This window comes from Actinoplanes subtropicus (genome assembly GCF_000721705.1).
Classification (GTDB): Bacteria; Actinomycetota; Actinomycetes; order Mycobacteriales; family Micromonosporaceae; genus Actinoplanes; species Actinoplanes subtropicus.
Window position 1 is genome coordinate 440,719 of sequence record NZ_JOJL01000004.1, and the last position, 16,882, is coordinate 457,600.

The window sequence follows — 16,882 nt, forward strand, 5'->3', positions numbered from 1 at the left end:
GCATGCCCAAACAACTCGTGGTCCTGAACAATCCCAAGGCGACCGGTGCCTCGTGCGGCACCGGCGCGAGCCCGGTCGCGGCCGCTCCGGAGCGCAACCGTCCGCCCCGCTGGCGCAAGCGCAAGCTGCGCATCGCGCTCGTCCGTCACCACGACCTCTGTCTCAACACCCGGCAGATCGGTCAGATCCAGCGCCGGGCCGGGGTGTTGCCGCACCTCGGTCTCGGCTATATCCACACCGCATTGAAGAGCGCGGGTTTTCACAACGTCATCCAGGTGGACACGCCGGCGCTCGGCCTGGACGGCGAGGGGCTGCGCAAGCTTCTCGCCGACTATCAACCGGACCTGGTCGGGATCAGCACCACGACGCCCGGGCTGCCCGGTGCGCTCGAGGCGGCGGCCGCGGCGAAGAGCACCGGCGCGAAGGTCATTCTCGGCGGTCCGCACACCGAGGTGTACGCGGCGGAGAACCTGTACCACGAGTCGATCGACTACGTGGGCGTCGGCGAGGGCATCACCATCATGGCCGATCTCGCCGAGGCTATGGAGCAGGGTGAGGACCCGGACGGCATACGCGGTCTGGTCACCCGGACCTTCGACGGGGGCGCCGCGCCGATGATCAACCTGGAGGACGTCGGCTGGCCGGAGCGCGAGGGCCTGCCGATGGACAGCTACTACTCGATCATGGCGCCCCGCCCCTTCGCCACCATGATCTCGAGCCGGGGCTGCCCGTTCAAGTGCAGCTTCTGCTTCAAGCAGGCGGTCGACAAGAAGTCGATGTACCGCAGCCCGGAGGACGTCGTCGGGGAGATGACGCTCCTGCGGGACCGGTACGGCGTCCGCGAGATCATGTTCTACGACGACGTCTTCACCCTGCACCGCGGGCGCGTCTACGAGATCTGCGAGCAGATCCGGTCGACCGGCCTCAAGGTCCGCTGGGAGGCGCCCACCCGGGTCGACCTCGTTCCGGACAAGCTGCTGGAGGCGATGGCCGGCGCCGGTTGCAAGCGCCTGCGCTTCGGGATCGAGCACGGCGACTCGGGGATCCTGCAGCGGATGAACAAGGAGAGCAACGTCGGCAAGATCGAGAAGGCGGTCACCTCCGCCTTCGAGGCCGGCATCAAGGGGTTCGGATACTTCATCGTCGGGTGGCTCGGCGAGAGCCGGCAACAGTTGCAGGCCACCGTCGACCTGGCCTGCCGGCTGCCGCTGGACTACGCGAGCTTCTACACCGCCACCCCGTTGCCCGGCACGCCGCTGCACAAGGAGTGTGTCGACGCCGGCGCGATCCCGGCCGACTACTGGGACCGGTTCGTCCGGGGCGAATTCGACGTACGGCTCAATCACCTGGTGCCGGACGCCGAGGCCCGGGCGCGGTACGCGTACCGGTCGTTCTTCCTGCGACCTCGGATGGCCAAGTCGTTGATCAGCCATGCGATGACGACGGGGCAGTGGCGCAACACCGCGTCCGGCCTGATGAGCTTGGCCAAGTCGAACAACAACACCGACCGTGACTTCTGACCGGGCCGGCCGGAGCGCCCTGCAACGGGTGGTGGCCCGCGGCTACGCGCCGGCCCAGCCGCCACCCGGCCGGGTCACCGTGCTCCACGGCGGGTCGGCCACGGTGGTGGCCGCGGACGACCCGGCGCCCGGCCGGCTGGGCGCTCTGCCGGGCGACGGCCTCGCCGTCCTGCTGCCCACCTACGTCGCCCGGTGCGGTCTCGCGGAGCAGATCGAGGCGGTGCAGCACGTCCTGGACCGGCTCGAGCCGGTCCGGCGGGCCCATCCCGCGCTCGCCCTGACCTTGTGGATCGGCATGCAGTGCGACGGTCCGGACACCGGCGCGGTGGACCGCGTCGCCGCGCTGGTGCCGGCCCTGCGGGTTCCCGGCGGGGTGACCGTCGCCGGGGCCGCGCTGTCCGGCCGGGGCAAGCTGCTGACCAGCAACGCGGTGCTCCGGATCACCGCCGGCCTCGGCTACCTCGGCTGGCTGTGGGTCGACGACGACGTCGAGCTGGCACCCGACTGCCTGGAGCGCCTGGTCACCCGCTTCCTGCAGCGCGGCGCCACCGGGGCGGTCGGGGCCTGCGAGACCGCCTTGACCAGCACCACCACCTCGGCCCGGGTGATGGACTCGGTGGCCGGGCACACCACTCCGCCCGCCGAGTACCCAGCGGCCGGCTGCATGCTGGTCGCCGCCGACGTCCTCGCCGGGGGCATCTCGCCACGCCGGCTCACGGACGACGGCTTCGTTCTGTTCGAGCTGCTCTCCCGGGCCACCGACACGGCCCGGCCGGACTTCGAGGTGGTCCCGGACGCGATCTGCGGGTTCTGCCGCATCGGCCGGGCCGGCGACACTCTCGTACGCCTGCGCCGGTCGATGTACAGCCACGTGGTCTCGATGGCCGACTACCCGTTGCGAACCGCACGCCGCTACTTCACCCACTACCTGTTCTACGGCCTGTGGCCGCTGGCGCCGTGGGACAACCGGCGGGGCTGGGCCCGCGGCCTGGTCCGTTGGTCGCTCAAGGCAGTCCACTTCACCTGGTTCGGGGCGGTGACCGCGTCGCTGGCGGTCCGGGGGCTCACCGGCCGGCCACTGCGCGGGGTCAGCTGGGGCGCCGACGGGGACTTCCGGACGGCGCTGGCCACCGAGCAGGGGGCGTCCGATGCCGGCACGTGAGTCCATGGTGGTACGCCACCTTCGCCGCCGGATGTCGATCGGTTACGAGCCGGGCACCACGTGGCGCCGCCCGGTGCGCTACGTACGGGCCGACGGCACGGTCGGCGACACCCCGGGCGCCGACCGGCCGGAGGGGCCCGGCGAAGCGGTACGCATCGCATTCGTGCTGCCGACCCACCTCGGGCGCTACTCGGCCGCCGAGCACCAGTCGTGGCTGAGCGACCAGATCGAGCAGTTGGACGACGCCACCCGGGCGCTGCCGGGCGCGCTGATCATGGTTCTGGTCGGCATGCAGTGGATGCGACCGGAGGACGAACCGGCGGCGATCGAGCGGCTGCGGCTGCTGGCCGAGGTGACCGCCGCGCCGGAGGGCGTGCGTTTCCTCGGGTTGTCGCTGCCCGGGCCGGGCAAGGTCAGCACGCTCAACGCCGGCATCGCGATCGCCGACGACCTGGGCCTCACCGCTGTCGGCTGGCTCGACGACGACATCCGGCTCGATCCGCACTGCCTGCGAGAGCTGGTGCTCGACTTCGTCCGGCACGGTGGCCGGGGCGCGGTCGGCGCCACCAAGGTCGCGCACGCCCGGCCGTACGCCACCTCCCGCCTGCTGCACCGGCTGAAGGCGCTGACCAACACGGCCACGAACTACCCGCACGGCTGTTGCCTCCTGGTCGAGCGGGCGGTCGTCACGGGCGGCATCCCCGACCGGTACGTCTGTGACGACGGCTTCGTCTGCTTCCGGCTGCTCGACCCGGAGCACCCGGATCCACTGCACCACCTTCGTCTGGTGCCGTCGGCCACCTGCCATTACGAGGTCGCCGGGCCGGCCGGGCAGTCCCGCCGCCGGATCCGGCGGCTGCTTCTCAACCACGCCATCTACCTCGCCGACTGGTCCTATCCGGTGGCGCGGCACTACTTCCGGCACATCCTCTTCTCCGGCATGTGGCCGCTGACCGACTTCGACTCCTCCGGCGGGAAGCGCCGGGGCGCCGCCAAGTCGGCGATCAAGTGGATCTACTTCGGCTGGTTCGCGCGTACCGCCGGCGAGCTCTACCTTCGCGGCGTGCTCCGCCGGCCGCTGCGGGAAGTGCACTGGGCCGAGTACGTCGCGCCCGGCTCGCCCCACCCTTCCGGGCACCATCCCCTGACGGAGGCGTCAGCATGAAAGTTCTCTCCCTGCACTCCCTCGGTCACGACGCCGGCGTCTCCTACTTCGAGGACGGGGCGCTCCGCTATTCGATCGAGGCGGAGCGGCTCAGCCGGGTCAAGCACGACGGCCGCGTCGACGACGCGCTGCGGCACGTCCTGCGCGAGGCGTCGATCGACCCCACGCAGATCGACCTGATCGCGGTCAGCACCCCGTTCTCGCACCGGCTGCTCGGGCTGGGCGACCTCGACGGCGCGCTGACCGCCGTCGACTCCGGCGCCCTGCACCACCGGACCACCTCGACGCTGCTCGGCCGCCCGGTCGACTGCGTGGTGGTCACCCACGAGGTGTCGCACGCCGCACTCGCCGCGCACTACGCCGGGCACAGCGAGGGATGTGTCGTCCTGGTCAACGAGGGTCGCGGGCAGATCACCCGCAGCTCGCTGTTCCGCGTCGAGCACGGCCGGTTGAACTGGCTGGAGAAGGACCCGCTGCCCTGGTACGGCAACGGGTTCGGCTGGAGCGCGCTGGGCTACCTGTTCGGCTTCGGCAAGAGCCCGAGCGTCGCCGGCAAGGTGATGGCACTGGGCGGATACGGCCGCCCCCGGGCCGACGTCCGTGAGCTGCTGCTCGGCGTCCGCGGGGACGTGATGGCCGATCCGGCCGCGGCCCAGGCGACCTATGACGACCTGAGTGGACGGCCGCAGTTCGCCCGGGACTTCCAGACCATGGCGGACGTCATCGCCACCTTCCAGGAGCTGTTCACCGAGCGGGTGTTCGAGCTGCTCGCCCGGCACACCGGCGTGCCGGCCGAGGTCGACGTCGCGCTCGGCGGCGGGTGCGCGCTCAACATCGTCGCCAACGCCGAGCTGCGGGCCCGGCTCGGCCGGCCGATCGCTATCCCGCCCGCCTGCGGCGACAGCGGCCACTCCATCGGGGCCGGGGTCTACGCGCTGCGCTACGTGCTCGGGCAGGAGGTCGCGCCGTTCTCGGTCTACGCCCTCGGACAGCCCGAGAAGGCCGACGACTCGGCGGCCGCGCTGGCCGCCGCCGGCCTGCGGCCGGTCCCGTACGACCCCGGCGCCGCGGCCCGCGTGCTGGCCCGCGGAGGCGTGATCGCCTTCCTGGAGGGCGCCGGCGAGACCGGCCCGCGCGCCCTGGGCCACCGCTCGCTGCTCGGCGACCCGACCGCCGAGGGCATGCGCAAGCGGCTGAGCGAGGACCTCAAGCGCCGGGAGTGGTTCCGCCCGCTCGGCGCGGTCATTCGGGACGATCGGTTCGCCGAGCTCTTCCCGGGCCAGGAGCTCTCGCCGTACATGCTGTTCAACTACGACGTACGGGAAGGGCTGTTCCCGGAGGCCCGGCACATCGACGGCACCAGCCGGTTACAGACACTGACCGGCGCCGACCACCCCCGGCTCTACCATCTGCTCGGCGAGTTCGAACAGATGACCGGCGTCGCCGCGCTGATCAACACATCGCTGAACGGCCCCGGCCGGGCGATCGCGCAGACCAGCCGGCACATGATCGACGACTTCGGCGGTCAGGACATCGACCTGTTCGTGGCGGACGACGTGATGGCCTACGGGGTGGGTTCCCGATGACCAGCTCGGCCGCCTACCAGGTGCCGGCCGACGTCGGGCGGGACCTGGCGGCCGAGCTCGACGCCGGCCACCGCTACGTCAGCGACCTGCTGATGGCGACCATGCGCGACTTCGGCGCGTCCCCCGGTCTCGTCCGGTACGTCGGTGACCTGCGGCTGTATCTGCGAGCCGCCTGCCTGCTCACGATGTGGCTGCCCGAGGCGCAGCTGCGGCGGGCGGTCGCCGGCGATATCGGCATGCACATCGCGGCGATGAAACTCTTCGACGACCTGCTGGACGACGACAGCGGCTTCGACCGGTTCGAGCTCGCCCTGTGCCTGCTGCTGGAGCAGCGCGCGGTGTCCCGCCTGGCGCTGCGGGCCGAGGACCCGCGGACCGTGCTCACCACGATCGAGGACAACTTCGTCACCGTCGGGGTGGGCCAGTTGCGCACCAAGCGGGAACCGGCCACCGACCTGGCGAGCTGGCGGGCGCACGCGGAGACGTACGGCGGCTGCTTCCTCAGCCTGTACGGCACGCTCGCCGCCCTGGCCGGCCGCGCGCCCCGGACCTCGGCCGCGGCCACCGACTTCGGGTGGGGCTTCGGCATGATCGTCACGATCGCGGACGACCTGCGCGACTACGAGCGGCACGGCGAGCGGACCGGCAATCTCGGGCACCTGCTGCGCACCGGGCGGGTCGGCGAGGACGCGCTGCGGGGCCTGATCGAGGAGGCGCGGGTCCGGGCCACCCCACCGGCGGACGTCCCGTGCGCTCACGACCTGCGTCCGATCATCGACCGGTACGCCGACGACATCCTCGACCGGGGCCTGCCGATCCTGCTGGCGCTGCCGGGCGATCGGCCGCCGCGTCCCGACGGGCGGTCATGATGTGCGGCATCGCGGGGCAGGCCGGCCGGGACGACGTCGATCCCGGCCCGGTCCGGTCGATGCTGACCGCCCTGGCGCACCGCGGGCCGGACGGCACCGGGCTGCACGTCGGCCCGGGCGTGGCGCTGGGCATGCGCCGGCTGGCGATCATCGACGTGGCGGGCGGCGCCCAGCCGGTCTTCAGTGAGGACGGCGACGTCGTCGCGGTGCTGAACGGCGAGCTCTACAACTACCGGCGCCTGCGCCGCGACCTGATCACCCGTGGTCACCGGCTCACCGGCGACGGCGACAGCGAGTGCCTGGTCCACCTGTACGAGGAGTACGGCGACGACCTCGTCGACCACCTGCACGGGATGTTCGCCTTCGCGATCTGGGACGCTCGCGCCGGCCGCCTGCTGCTGGGACGGGACCGGGTCGGCAAGAAACCACTGTTCTGGCGCCTGCTGCCGGACGGCCTCCAGTTCGCTTCGGAAGTGAAGGCGTTCCTGGTCGATCCGGGCTTTCCGCGCACGGTCGACCCGGCCGCGGTGCACGGCTACCTGGCCTGCGCCTACGTCCCCGGCTCCGGCAGCATCTGGCAAGGTGTCCGCCGTCTCGCGCCGGGCACCGTGCTCAGCTGGTCGGCCGGCACGGTTACCAGCCGCCGCTACCACCGACCGGCGTACACCCCGGTGGTGACCGGCAGCCTCGACGAGGCCGCCGCCGAGCTACGGGAGCGGCTGGTCGAGGCGACCCGGCTGCGGCTGGCGGGCGAGCGGCCGATCGGCGTCCTGCTCTCCGGCGGGGTGGACTCGTCGGCCGTGCTGGCGGCGACGGCCCGGCTGGTCCCCGGACCGGTGCCGACCTTCACCATCGGCTTCGACGACGCCGCCAGCGACGAGCGGCGCTTCGCCCGGGCGGCCGCCCGGCACTACGGCGCCGATCATCACGAATGGGTGCTCCAGCCGGACGTCGTACCCCTGCTCGCCGGCCTCACCGAGCAGTTCGACGAGCCGTTCGCCGACTCGTCGGCGATCGCCACGTTCTATCTGGCCCGGATGGCGAGCCGGCACGTGACCGTGGCGCTCAACGGCGACGGCGGCGACGAGTGCTTCGGCGGCTACGACCGGTACCGGCTGTTGGCCGGCGCCGGCCGTCTCGCGCCGGCCGGGCCGCTCGGCCCCCCGTTGGTCCGGGCCGGGACCGCGCTGGCCGCATCGGCGGGTGGCCATCGCCTGCGCCGGGCCGGGCGCGTCCTCGCACTGGCCGGTCGCCGCCCGGTCGACCGGTACGCCGCGCTGATGACCGTCTTCGAGCCGGGCCGCCTGGCCGGCCTCTACACCGGCGAGTTCGCCCGCCTGGTCGAGGGCGTGGATCCGATGCGGCACCTGCGGTCGGCCTGGGACGACGGCGCCGGCCGGTCGATGATCGACCGGCTGCTGACCGTCGACCAGCGCACCTACCTGGCCGGTGACCTGCTGCCCAAGATGGACCTGGCCACCATGGCGCACGGGCTCGAAGCACGCTCGCCGTTCCTTGACCAGGATCTCATGGCCTGGGCGGCCCGCCTGCCCGCCCGGTTCAAACTCGGCGGCGGGATGTCGAAGCGTGTGCTCAAGCACGCGGTCCGGGAATGGTTGCCGGCCGGCCTGATCGACCGGCCGAAAGCCGGGTTCGGCGTGCCGATGGACGACTGGCTGCGCACCGGCCTGCGCCCCCTCGCCTGGGACCTGCTCACCAGCGCCACCGCGCGACAGCGCGGCATCTTCCGCCCGGAGGCGGTGCGCCGCCTGCTGTCCGAGCTGGACGCCGGGCACCGCCACGGCCGCCGGATCTGGGCGCTGATGCAGCTGGAGTCGTGGTACCGCCGCTTCGCCGACCAGTCGCCGCAGCTCATCGCGAGAACCGGAGAACGCCAGTGCTCACCGTGATCCTGCCGCACTTCCGTTGCGCCCGGTACCTGCCCGCGGCGGTCCGGTCGGTGCTCGGCCAGACCGTCCGCAACCTGCGCCTGGTCGTGGTCGACGACTGCTCGCCGGACGACGACTGGGTCTCGGCGCTCGCCCCGTTCCGCGACGACCCGCGGCTGACGGTGTTGCGCGCCTCCCGACGGGTCGGCCACCTGCGCCTCAAGAACGCGGTGCTGCCGACGGTGACCACCCCGTACGTCGGATTCCAGGACGCGGACGACGAGAGCGAGCCGAATCGGTTCGCGGTCCAGGTCGCGATGCTGGAACGCGGCCGGGCCGACCTGGTGGGCTCCGGGTTCACCCAGATCGACGCGGAGGGCCGGGTCACGGGGATGCGCCGGATGCCCCGCAACGGCAACCTGTGGATCCGGATGGGCCGGACCACCGTCGCGCTGCACCCGACCACCGTGGTCCGGCGGGCCGTGTTCAGCCGGCTCGGCGGCTTCGACGGCACCGCCGAGTTCGGTGCCGACACCGACTTCCACCTCCGCCTGGCCCGGCTCTACCGGATCCGCAACAGCCGGCTCCCGCTCTACCGCTACCGGGTATGGGCGCAGTCGCTGACCGGCGCTCCGGAGACGGGTTTCGGCTCACCGGCCCGTCAGGCGTACGTCGCCCGGCTGCTCGAGGCGGAGCAGCGGCGCAAGCAGGCTCGTGGTCCGGCCGAGCTGCTGCCGCTGCTGGTCGCGCCGGGCAACGACGTGGATTTCGACCTCGAGCCGGTTCGATGACGCCCTTGATCGACGTGGTGCTGGTCGCTGGGCACGACTGGCGGCCCGCGGTGCGCCGGCTGCGCGGCCAGACCCGGCCGCCGGCCCGGGTGATCGTGGAGACGGCATCCCCGGTCACCGGCGATCCCGGCAAGGTCACCGTCGTCCCGCCCGGCCGCGGCATCGCCACCGCGACCGCGGACTGGGTCGCCCTGCTCGGCGAGGCCGACGACCCGTACCCGGCCTGGCTCGCCGAGGTGGCCACGGCCGCCGGGGTCGGAGCGGACGCGGTCGCGTGGGGCGTGCTCACCCTGGACGGCGCCGGCATCGTCGAATCGGTCGACCTGCCTCCGGCCACGGCCGGTACGCGGGGAAGGCCCGCTCCGGGCATCGCCTTCCGGCGTTCCTTGGCCACTTCGGACGGACGCCTTCCGCGCCGCACGCGAGTCACCGGGCTCCCGCGGTTGCTGAGCACCCGGCCGGCCCGCGACCCGGTGACGTGCGGGTCCCCGACGGTCAGCGTGATTCTTCCGGTCCGCAACGCCGCCGCGACCCTGGGCGACCAGCTCGACGCGCTGGCCGCACAGGACTACCGCGGCGCCTGGGAGCTGATCGTGGTGGACAACGGCTCCACCGACCACAGCGCGGCGGTCGCCGACGCCCGGCGGGACCGGTTGCCCGGCCTCCGTACGATCTCCGCCCCGGCCGCGCGCAGCGCCGGCGTCGCCCGCAACGCGGGGGTCCGGGCGGCCGCCGGTGAACGGCTGGTCTTCTGCGACGCCGACGACGTCGCCGATCCCGGTTGGCTCACGGCGATGGTGGCCGCGCTGGCGGACGCCGACCTGGTCGGCGGCGCCCTGGACTGTTCGGTCCTGAGCCCGGCCTTCATGGACGAACAGCCGGCCCCGTTGCCCGCGCAGGGTGAGCCGCTTCCGTTCGCGCGCAGCGCCAACTGCGGGATCCGGCGGTCCGTGCTGCACGCGGTCGGCGGGTGGGCCGAGCATTTCCGGGGCGGCGCCGGCGAGGACGTCGAGCTGTCCTGGCGGGTGCAGCTCGCGGGCTATCGACTGGCCTACGCCCCGGCCGCCCGGATGGGCTACCGGCTGCGTCCCACCCTGTCCGGCGTGGCGCGGCAGAAGTGGTCCTACGGTCTGACCGGCGCGCTGCTGTTCCGTACGTTCCGGAACGCCGGCTACCGCCGCCGCCCGTGGCGGCAGGTTCTCCTGAGCTGGCTGTGGATGCTCCGGCACCTGCCGGACCTCGGGCGGCCCGGCACGCCGCGTCGCCGCTGGGTCCGGTACGCGGCCCGGCTGGCCGGTTTCGCGGCCGGCAGCGTACGTCATCGCGCCGCCTATTTCTGAGTGACGCGGATGAGGACTTCTCGGCGATGCCGACCCGAGACGAAGCAGATTGCGAGGAGTGGAGATGACCGGTACCGACGAGGCGATCGCCACGAGCCCGCTGGAGCAGAGCCGGGCGCTGGTCGGCCCGGGGGTGGACCGCATCCTGGTCCGGTCCCTCGAGGCCGCCCGCCGCCAGAGCAACGACGAGGGCTGGCAGGACGGCGTCGACACGGTGCAGGCGTTCCTGGTCGGCTCGGGCAAGCGGGTCCGCCCGCTCTTCTGCCACCTGGGCTGGCGCAGCGCCGACGGGCCGGACGAGCCCGGCATCCTCGAGGTGGCGGCAGCGCTGGAGATGTTCCACGGCTTCGCGCTGATCCACGACGACGTGATGGACCGCAGCGACACCCGGCGGGGCGGCCCCACCGTGCACGTGAGCATGGCTCGGGCACACGAGCGGTGCGGCGGCCGGGGACGGTCTCTGGACTACGGGCGCAGCACCGCCATCCTGTGGGGCAACCTCTGCCTCACCTGGGCGGACGACCTCTTCCTGAACGCCCCGCTGCCGCCGGAGCGGATCGGCCCCGCCGTCGAGATCTTCCGCCGGATGCGGGCCGAGGTCCTGCTCGGGCAGTACCTCGACATCCGGGGCGAGGCGGTCACCGCCGATCTCCCGACCTCGTACCGGATTCTGCTTCTCAAGTCCGCCCGTTACACGGTGGAGCGGCCGCTGCAGATCGGTGCGACCCTGGCCGGTGCGTCCGAGCCGGTGCTGGCGGCGCTGTCCCGCTACGGGGTGGCTCTCGGGGTGGCCTTCCAGCTGCGGGACGACACCCTGGGCGCGTTCGGCAACGATGCCGAGACCGGCAAGTCGGCGACCACCGACCTGCGGGACGGCAAGTCGACGGTCCTGATGGCGATGACCCGGCAGGCGGCGTCACCGGAGCAGCTCGCCGTCGTCGACCGCTGGCACGGCAACCCCGACCTGGACGACGAGGGGGTCGCCGCGCTGCGTCAGGTGATCGTCGACACCGGCAGCCTGCGCCAGGTGGAGCAGGTCATCGAGGAGCGGACCGAGGAGGCGGTGGCGGCTCTGCGCGACGCCGAGATCCCCGAGCCGGCCGGCCGGGCCCTCACCGAGATCGCCCACCAGCTCGTCCACCGCACCAACTGACGTCGCGGAGGTGGGAGCCGTCCGGCCAGCCACCTCCGCGCGACGATCGCGTGCTAGCGCATAGCCGCCGCGACCGGCTGGCGAATGCTCTGCAGATGCTTGCGGCGGCGCAGTCGTACGACGGTGAGCACCCCGGTCAGCACGATCATGCCGACGGCCATGCCGAGGCCGTGCTGCAGGCCCCGGGTCAGATAGCCGGAGTCGACGTTGTCGACCACGTACGTTCCGATCTCCCGCGACGACCAGAACGGCAGGTATTTCGACGAGCTCTTGGCCGGGTCGACCGCCATCTGGACCCCGACCAGCCCGATGAGCAGCAGGGTGCCCTCCAGGTCGCGCGGCACCAGGGCGCCGATCAGCATGCCGAGCGGCACCGCGATCAGGGCGGTCAGCATGAGCATCAGGGCGAGCGCGCCCGGCCGCCGGATGTCCTGGTCGAAGTAGATCAGCAGGAAGTAGGCGCCGGCGATGGCCCACGAGACCAGCAGCAGCGACGCCAGCCGCCCGATCAGCAGGGCGAGCGACGAGTAGCCGACCAGCCGGAGCCGGGGCTCGACCGTCTTCGCCGAGTTGCCGGAGAACAGCCCGGCGGTGCTGGCACCCCAACCGAGGCCGAGGCTGGCGAACCGGATGGCTTGACCGGTCTGGTCGTGCCGCGCCGCGTAGAAGGCGAGGGGTAACAGAAACAGCATGCCGAGCACGGTCCGGCGCCGGGCCAGGTCACGTAGCACCATCTCGGCGACCGTGAGTACCTTGGTCATCGGTTTCGCTCACTTCCGGTCGGCGTGAGGTCCAGCACCTGGTCGACGCGGTCCATCGCGTTGAGCATGTGGGTGATCACTACGATCGTGCGGCCGGTGTCGCGCAGCCGCCAGATCACCTCCCAGAAGTCGGTGTACGTGCCGCGGTCGAAGCCCTGATAGGGCTCGTCGAGCAGGAGGATGTCGTGCCCGCCGAGGACGGCGAGGATCACGTTGAGCTTCTGCCGGGTGCCGCCCGAGAGGTGTCGCGCCTGAACCTTCGGATCGGGCGACCAGCCGAGGCCGGCCGCCATCTCCCGGCCTCGCGATCGGGCCACGTCACGCTTCAGCCCGTTGCCCCGGCCGAAGAGGATGAAATGCTCGTCCGGACGCAGGAAGTCGAAGGTCCCGCCGGCCTGCGGGCAGTAGCCGATCGAGCCCTGCACCTCGACCTGGCCACTGTTCGGCGAGATCAGGCCGGCGCAGATCTTGAGGAACGTCGACTTCCCCGCCCCGTTCGCCCCGACCACCGCGGCGACCTCGCCGGCGTGCACCTCGAGGTTCACTCCGGAGAGCACCTCGCGACGGCCGAACCTCTTCGTGATGCCGCTGGCGCGCAGCCGGACGGGTGGCGACGGGGCGGCCACGTTTCCCCGCCCGTGCGACATGCCGGCGGGCGGGCGTCGGTCCGGCGGCTCGCCAGGTTGCTGGCTGGTCCACATTTGCTGGCTCAGGGCTCCCTTCGCTGTTTTACAGCGGGTTACGGCACATCTGCACGACCAGGACGGACGATTCTATACATCGATGGACTATTCTATACATCCCGGGCCACCGCGCCAGCCGCTTCAGGTGCCGGTCAGTCCCGCGTCTGATCGCCCCGCTCCGGTCGGAGCGGGGACACCGAAGAGCGCCTGGCCGAGCGGCCCCCGATGACCCTCCGCGTCACCGAACGTGAGGAACGGCCGGCCGGCACCTGTCTCGGCGAGCCGGCCCAGCTCCGCGGCGAGCACCGGCGACATCAGGAGATGCCGCTCGTTGCCCCGGGGCCGGAAGCCCCGCCGGCGCAGCACCTCGCTCCACCGGGTGTCGGAGAACGAAGCCAGCACCACCATCGCCCCGGCGCGGGCCAGCCAGGCGTGCGCCGCACCGAGCACCGCACCGGCGTGCCGCACCGGTCCGAAAGCATCCCAGATCGCCCCGACGCGCAGCGACCGGAACCGCGGATGGCGCACGAAACGACGGATCCCGACCACCGCCCAGCCGAGCACCGCGGCGTCCCGGCGGATCACCAAACGGTGGAATCCATGGTCGTCGGTGGGATAGACGGCGTTCAGCGTGGCCGCGTCCCGCCCCGGCACGAACGAGTAGTCGGCGCCGCCGTCCCGGCGCACGGCGTCGGCCCAGTCACCGAAGTCCCGCTCGACGGTGACCCGCACGTCGGCCGGCCCGCGGCGCAGCGACCGCCACAGCGGCACGCCCCACCAGACGAGCGTCGGGCTGGCCCACGACCGCCAGCCGAACATGCCGAACAACTCCCGCACGTCCGGGCGGGTCTCCAGGCCCCAGCCGTACAGCCGGGGCCCGCGGCGCATCATGTCCTTGATCAGAGCGAACGACGTCCGCGCGTGCCGGCTGTCGGCGGCACCCTCGGAATACGGTCCCTGTACCGACGCGACCTGTTCCGGGCGGCCACCGATCAGAGCCGCCTCGTGCCGTAGCACATAGCCGCCGTGCGCACGCTCGTCGTCGCCGAGCGCCACGAAGAGCTCCCGGTGGGTCGGGCAGCCCGGCGCCGGCGCCAGCCAGTCCGGCACCGGATCCTCGAAGAACCCGCTCTTGCCGGCCGCGGCCATCCTGGCGTTGAAGGCACGCACCGCCGGCCGCCATCGCTCGTCGTGCGCCCGCACCTGGATCGTCAACGGGCCGCGTCCCGCGGCTCCGCCCGGACGTGCAGCAGGTGCAGCGTGTAGGGCACTCCGGCCGGTGTCTCGAGCGCGCCGATCGCGGCCCGGACCTCGGCCTCGCAGTCGTCGCGGGCCGGGCCGCCGAACTCCAGCAGCTGCCCCTCGATCCGCACCCACCAGGCCATGTGCCCGGCCACGGTGTCGTACCGGGTGTCGAACCACTCCCGCACCGTGACCCGCCGGGCCGGCAGCGCGTCGGTGAAGATCTTCGCTGCCTCCTCCCGGGTGAGCTGGCATCGCAGTCGGGCCGCCCCGAACACCCGGGCCGGGCCGAAGTGCCGCAGGAAGATCGGGGTGGTCGCCTTGATGAACTCCCGCCCGCTGAACCGGCCGATGAAGAACAGGTCGGCCCGGCCGTCCGGGGCCAGGACCCGGCCGATCTCGGCCGCGCCGGCCGCCGGGTCGCTGACCCAGTGGAAGGCCATCAGGCTGTACAGGTAGTCGACCGAGCCGGCCGGGAGCCGCAGGTCCTCGAACCGGGCGTCGGTGACGCCGGCGCCCGCGATGTCCCCGATCCGGCCGGCCGCGATGTCCCGTAGGCCGGCGGCCGGTTCCACGCCGACCAGCCGGGCCCCGGGCGCCCGCCGGTGGACCTCGCGCAGCGCGGACCCGTCGCCGCAGCCGACATCGACGATCGTCCGGTCGCTCGGCCTCGGGTCGAGCGACGGCCACAACTCGCGGGTCGCCAGGCCCCAGCACGACTGCTGGTTCTCGGCGCCGGCGTACTCGTCGGCGCGGCGCGAGTAGGTCTCGACGATCGGGTCAGCCGACATCGGCGCCCTCCTTCGACGTGTACAACCGGCACAGACTGCGGACCGTGGCCAGGTCGTCGAAGTCCAGGTCGACCAGGTCCACGGTCCGGCCGGTGCGCTCGGCCAGGAAGGTCATCAGCTGGACGAAGCCGAGAGAGTCGAGCACCCCGACGGTGAGCAGATCGGTCTCGGCGGTGACCGGGGTGTCCATCGTCTCCCGGTCGACGCGGTGCGCCCGGACCCAGTCCAGGGCCTCCGCCACGAGGTTGTCGGTCGGGCCGGTCATCAGGTTTGTCCACCTTCCTGCAGGAGAGCGGCGGCGGCCTTGCGGTCCAGCTTGCCGTTGGGATTACGGGGGATCTCGTCGACGACGAGCACGCGGCGCGGCACCATGTAGCCCGGCAGCGACCGGGCGCAGGCATCGATGATCTGTCGTGGCGCCCGGTCGCCGCCGCGTGCCACCACGGCCACGAGGTGTTCGACGGCGGAGGCGCTCGGCCACGGCACGGCCAACGCGTCGGGGCGGTCGCAGGCGGTCCGCAGCACGTGGTCGACCTCGAGGAGTTCGACCCGGAATCCGTTGATCTTGATCTGGTCGTCGGTCCGCCCGTGGTAGTGGAGCAGACCCGATCCGTCCGCCCGGACCAGGTCACCGGTGCGGAACCAGCGGGCGTCCGGGCCGGTGACGAACCGGGACGCGGTGCGGACCGGATCGTTCCAGTAGCCGGCCGCGACCTGCGAGCCGGCGAGCCACAGTTCCCCCGTCGCACCCCGTGCCGCCGGCGCGCCGGCGACGTGCACGGTGGCCTGCTGCCCGGGGAACGCGTGCCCGATCGGCAGGACCCCGTTGCCGTCGCCGAGCCACGCCGACACGTCGGGGCCGGGCTGGAACCCGGTCACCGCGATCGTCGCCTCGGTCGGCCCGTAAAGATTGTCCAAGATGGCCGTCGCGGCCGCGGACTGCCAGGCGGCGGCCACCGCGGCGGTAAGCGGCTCGCCGCAGAAGATGCTCCAGCGCAGGGACGGCAGCGTCCCGGCACCGAGCACGCCCAGCGCACTCGAACGCGCGGCGGCCGAGGGAACGCTGAACCAGGCGGTGAGCTGGTGACGCCGGATGAAGGCCACCGGTTGCATCAGCGCTCGCGCCGACAGCGGATAGAGGCAGGCGCCGGCCTGCCAGGTGGCGAACATGTCATGGACGCTCAGGTCGAACGTGAGGTCGAAGGTCTGCGAGGTGCGGTCGTCCGGGTTCAGGTCGTGCCGCCCGGCGACCGCCGCCAGATAGGCCAGGACGCTTTGCTGGCGGACCGGGACACCGCTCGGCGCGCCGGTCGTGCCGGAGGTGAAGAGCAGGTAGGCCACGTCGCCGGCCGGGTCGACCGGGTCGTGGCGGGCCGGCTCCCCGGACTCCGGGTCGACCCGGACGACCCGGTGCCGGGCGCGCACCGCGCCGGCCGGCTCGCCGGCGCCGCCGTACACCACGACGGTGATCTGCTCGGGCAGCCCGGCGGTCAACTCGATCAGGTCGATGCCGAGCGAGCCGTCCACGACGAGCGTGCCGGCGCCGGACGTGGCCAGCATCGCCGCGTTGCGCCGGACCGGGTAGCGCGGGTTCAGTGGCACGTAGCCGCGCCCCGACCACAGCGTGGCGAGCACGGCCGCATAGCCGGGCGCGTCCCGGTTCACCAGGACCGCGCCGAGCGCCGGGGCGGAGGTGGCCGGCGGCAGCGCGGCGGCTGCCCGGCGGACCAGGGTGAGCAGTTGGGAATAGGTCACCGGCCGGCCGTCGTGAATTGCCGAACGCCCCGGAAAACGACGCACCGAGGTGAGCACACTTTCCAGCAACGAAGTCATGCTGCCGGGTCGTGGACGCCGGGGGGATGGACAACGGGCATGGCGGCATGATACTCCACAATGGAGGCCGCCGGTCCATGGCTTGTCATCGAAATGC

Annotated in this window: 15 protein-coding genes; 9 read left to right on the forward strand and 6 right to left on the reverse strand. The window is 72.5% G+C overall.

What is annotated here, in order from left to right; genetic code table 11:
* Positions 1-2: 2 nt before the first annotated feature.
* The 9 genes from IH26_RS0107800 to IH26_RS0107840 all read left to right on the forward strand — a co-directional run bounded on the left by IH26_RS0107800 (position 3) and on the right by IH26_RS0107840 (position 11,475).
* Entirely contained in the window at positions 3-1,520 is a 1,518-nt protein-coding gene (locus IH26_RS0107800; RefSeq protein WP_030435439.1) for a B12-binding domain-containing radical SAM protein, read from the forward strand.
* Positions 1,510-2,682: a hypothetical protein gene (locus IH26_RS0107805; protein ID WP_051807700.1), complete on the forward strand. Its 1,173-nt coding sequence runs from the start codon at positions 1,510-1,512 to the stop codon at positions 2,680-2,682. The genes IH26_RS0107800 and IH26_RS0107805 overlap by 11 nt, the downstream gene beginning before the upstream one ends.
* Positions 2,669-3,847, forward strand: a complete 1,179-nt coding sequence (locus IH26_RS0107810; RefSeq protein ID WP_211268599.1) for a glycosyltransferase family 2 protein — start codon at positions 2,669-2,671, stop codon at positions 3,845-3,847. Before IH26_RS0107805 ends, IH26_RS0107810 begins: the two co-directional genes overlap by 14 nt.
* Positions 3,844-5,433, forward strand: coding sequence for a carbamoyltransferase C-terminal domain-containing protein (locus IH26_RS0107815; RefSeq protein WP_030435442.1), 1,590 nt, complete (start codon positions 3,844-3,846; stop codon positions 5,431-5,433). Before IH26_RS0107810 ends, IH26_RS0107815 begins: the two co-directional genes overlap by 4 nt.
* The gene (locus tag IH26_RS0107820; protein ID WP_051807704.1) at positions 5,430-6,302 is read left to right on the forward strand and encodes a hypothetical protein; all 873 of its coding nucleotides are present in this window, start codon (positions 5,430-5,432) and stop codon (positions 6,300-6,302) included. Before IH26_RS0107815 ends, IH26_RS0107820 begins: the two co-directional genes overlap by 4 nt.
* Positions 6,299-8,212, forward strand: a complete 1,914-nt coding sequence (asnB, locus tag IH26_RS0107825) for an asparagine synthase (glutamine-hydrolyzing) (protein WP_084598707.1) — start codon at positions 6,299-6,301, stop codon at positions 8,210-8,212. Before IH26_RS0107820 ends, asnB begins: the two co-directional genes overlap by 4 nt.
* Positions 8,200-8,982 carry a glycosyltransferase family 2 protein gene (locus IH26_RS0107830; RefSeq protein ID WP_030435445.1) on the forward strand — a complete coding sequence of 261 codons (783 nt, stop codon included), beginning with the start codon at positions 8,200-8,202 and terminating at the stop codon, positions 8,980-8,982. Before asnB ends, IH26_RS0107830 begins: the two co-directional genes overlap by 13 nt.
* Positions 8,979-10,322, forward strand: a complete 1,344-nt coding sequence (locus IH26_RS55635; RefSeq protein WP_030435446.1) for a glycosyltransferase family 2 protein — start codon at positions 8,979-8,981, stop codon at positions 10,320-10,322. Before IH26_RS0107830 ends, IH26_RS55635 begins: the two co-directional genes overlap by 4 nt.
* A 64-nt stretch (positions 10,323-10,386) precedes the next feature.
* Positions 10,387-11,475 (forward strand): polyprenyl synthetase family protein, encoded by a 1,089-nt coding sequence (locus IH26_RS0107840; protein WP_051807706.1) that lies wholly within the window; start codon positions 10,387-10,389, stop codon positions 11,473-11,475.
* A 53-nt stretch (positions 11,476-11,528) separates the two neighbouring features.
* On the opposite strand, the gene IH26_RS0107845 is transcribed toward IH26_RS0107840, so the two are convergent.
* The 6 genes from IH26_RS0107845 to IH26_RS0107870 all read right to left on the reverse strand — a co-directional run bounded on the left by IH26_RS0107845 (position 11,529) and on the right by IH26_RS0107870 (position 16,785).
* On the reverse strand, positions 11,529-12,236 hold the full coding sequence (locus IH26_RS0107845) for a hypothetical protein (RefSeq protein ID WP_030435448.1): 708 nt from the start codon (positions 12,234-12,236) through the stop codon (positions 11,529-11,531).
* Positions 12,233-12,862, reverse strand: a complete 630-nt coding sequence (locus tag IH26_RS0107850) for an ATP-binding cassette domain-containing protein (protein ID WP_245664995.1) — start codon at positions 12,860-12,862, stop codon at positions 12,233-12,235. Before IH26_RS0107850 ends, IH26_RS0107845 begins: the two co-directional genes overlap by 4 nt.
* 198 nt (positions 12,863-13,060) lie before the next feature.
* Positions 13,061-14,134, reverse strand: coding sequence for a hypothetical protein (locus IH26_RS0107855; protein ID WP_030435450.1), 1,074 nt, complete (start codon positions 14,132-14,134; stop codon positions 13,061-13,063).
* A complete protein-coding gene (locus tag IH26_RS55640) occupies positions 14,131-14,952 on the reverse strand; it encodes a class I SAM-dependent methyltransferase (protein ID WP_051807708.1) in 822 nt (273 codons plus the stop codon). The genes IH26_RS0107855 and IH26_RS55640 overlap by 4 nt, the downstream gene beginning before the upstream one ends.
* The gene (locus tag IH26_RS0107865; protein ID WP_051807710.1) at positions 14,942-15,217 is read right to left on the reverse strand and encodes a phosphopantetheine-binding protein; all 276 of its coding nucleotides are present in this window, start codon (positions 15,215-15,217) and stop codon (positions 14,942-14,944) included. Before IH26_RS0107865 ends, IH26_RS55640 begins: the two co-directional genes overlap by 11 nt.
* Positions 15,217-16,785: an AMP-binding protein gene (locus IH26_RS0107870; protein ID WP_084598709.1), complete on the reverse strand. Its 1,569-nt coding sequence runs from the start codon at positions 16,783-16,785 to the stop codon at positions 15,217-15,219. Before IH26_RS0107870 ends, IH26_RS0107865 begins: the two co-directional genes overlap by 1 nt.
* Between the last annotated feature and the right edge of the window lie 97 nt (positions 16,786-16,882).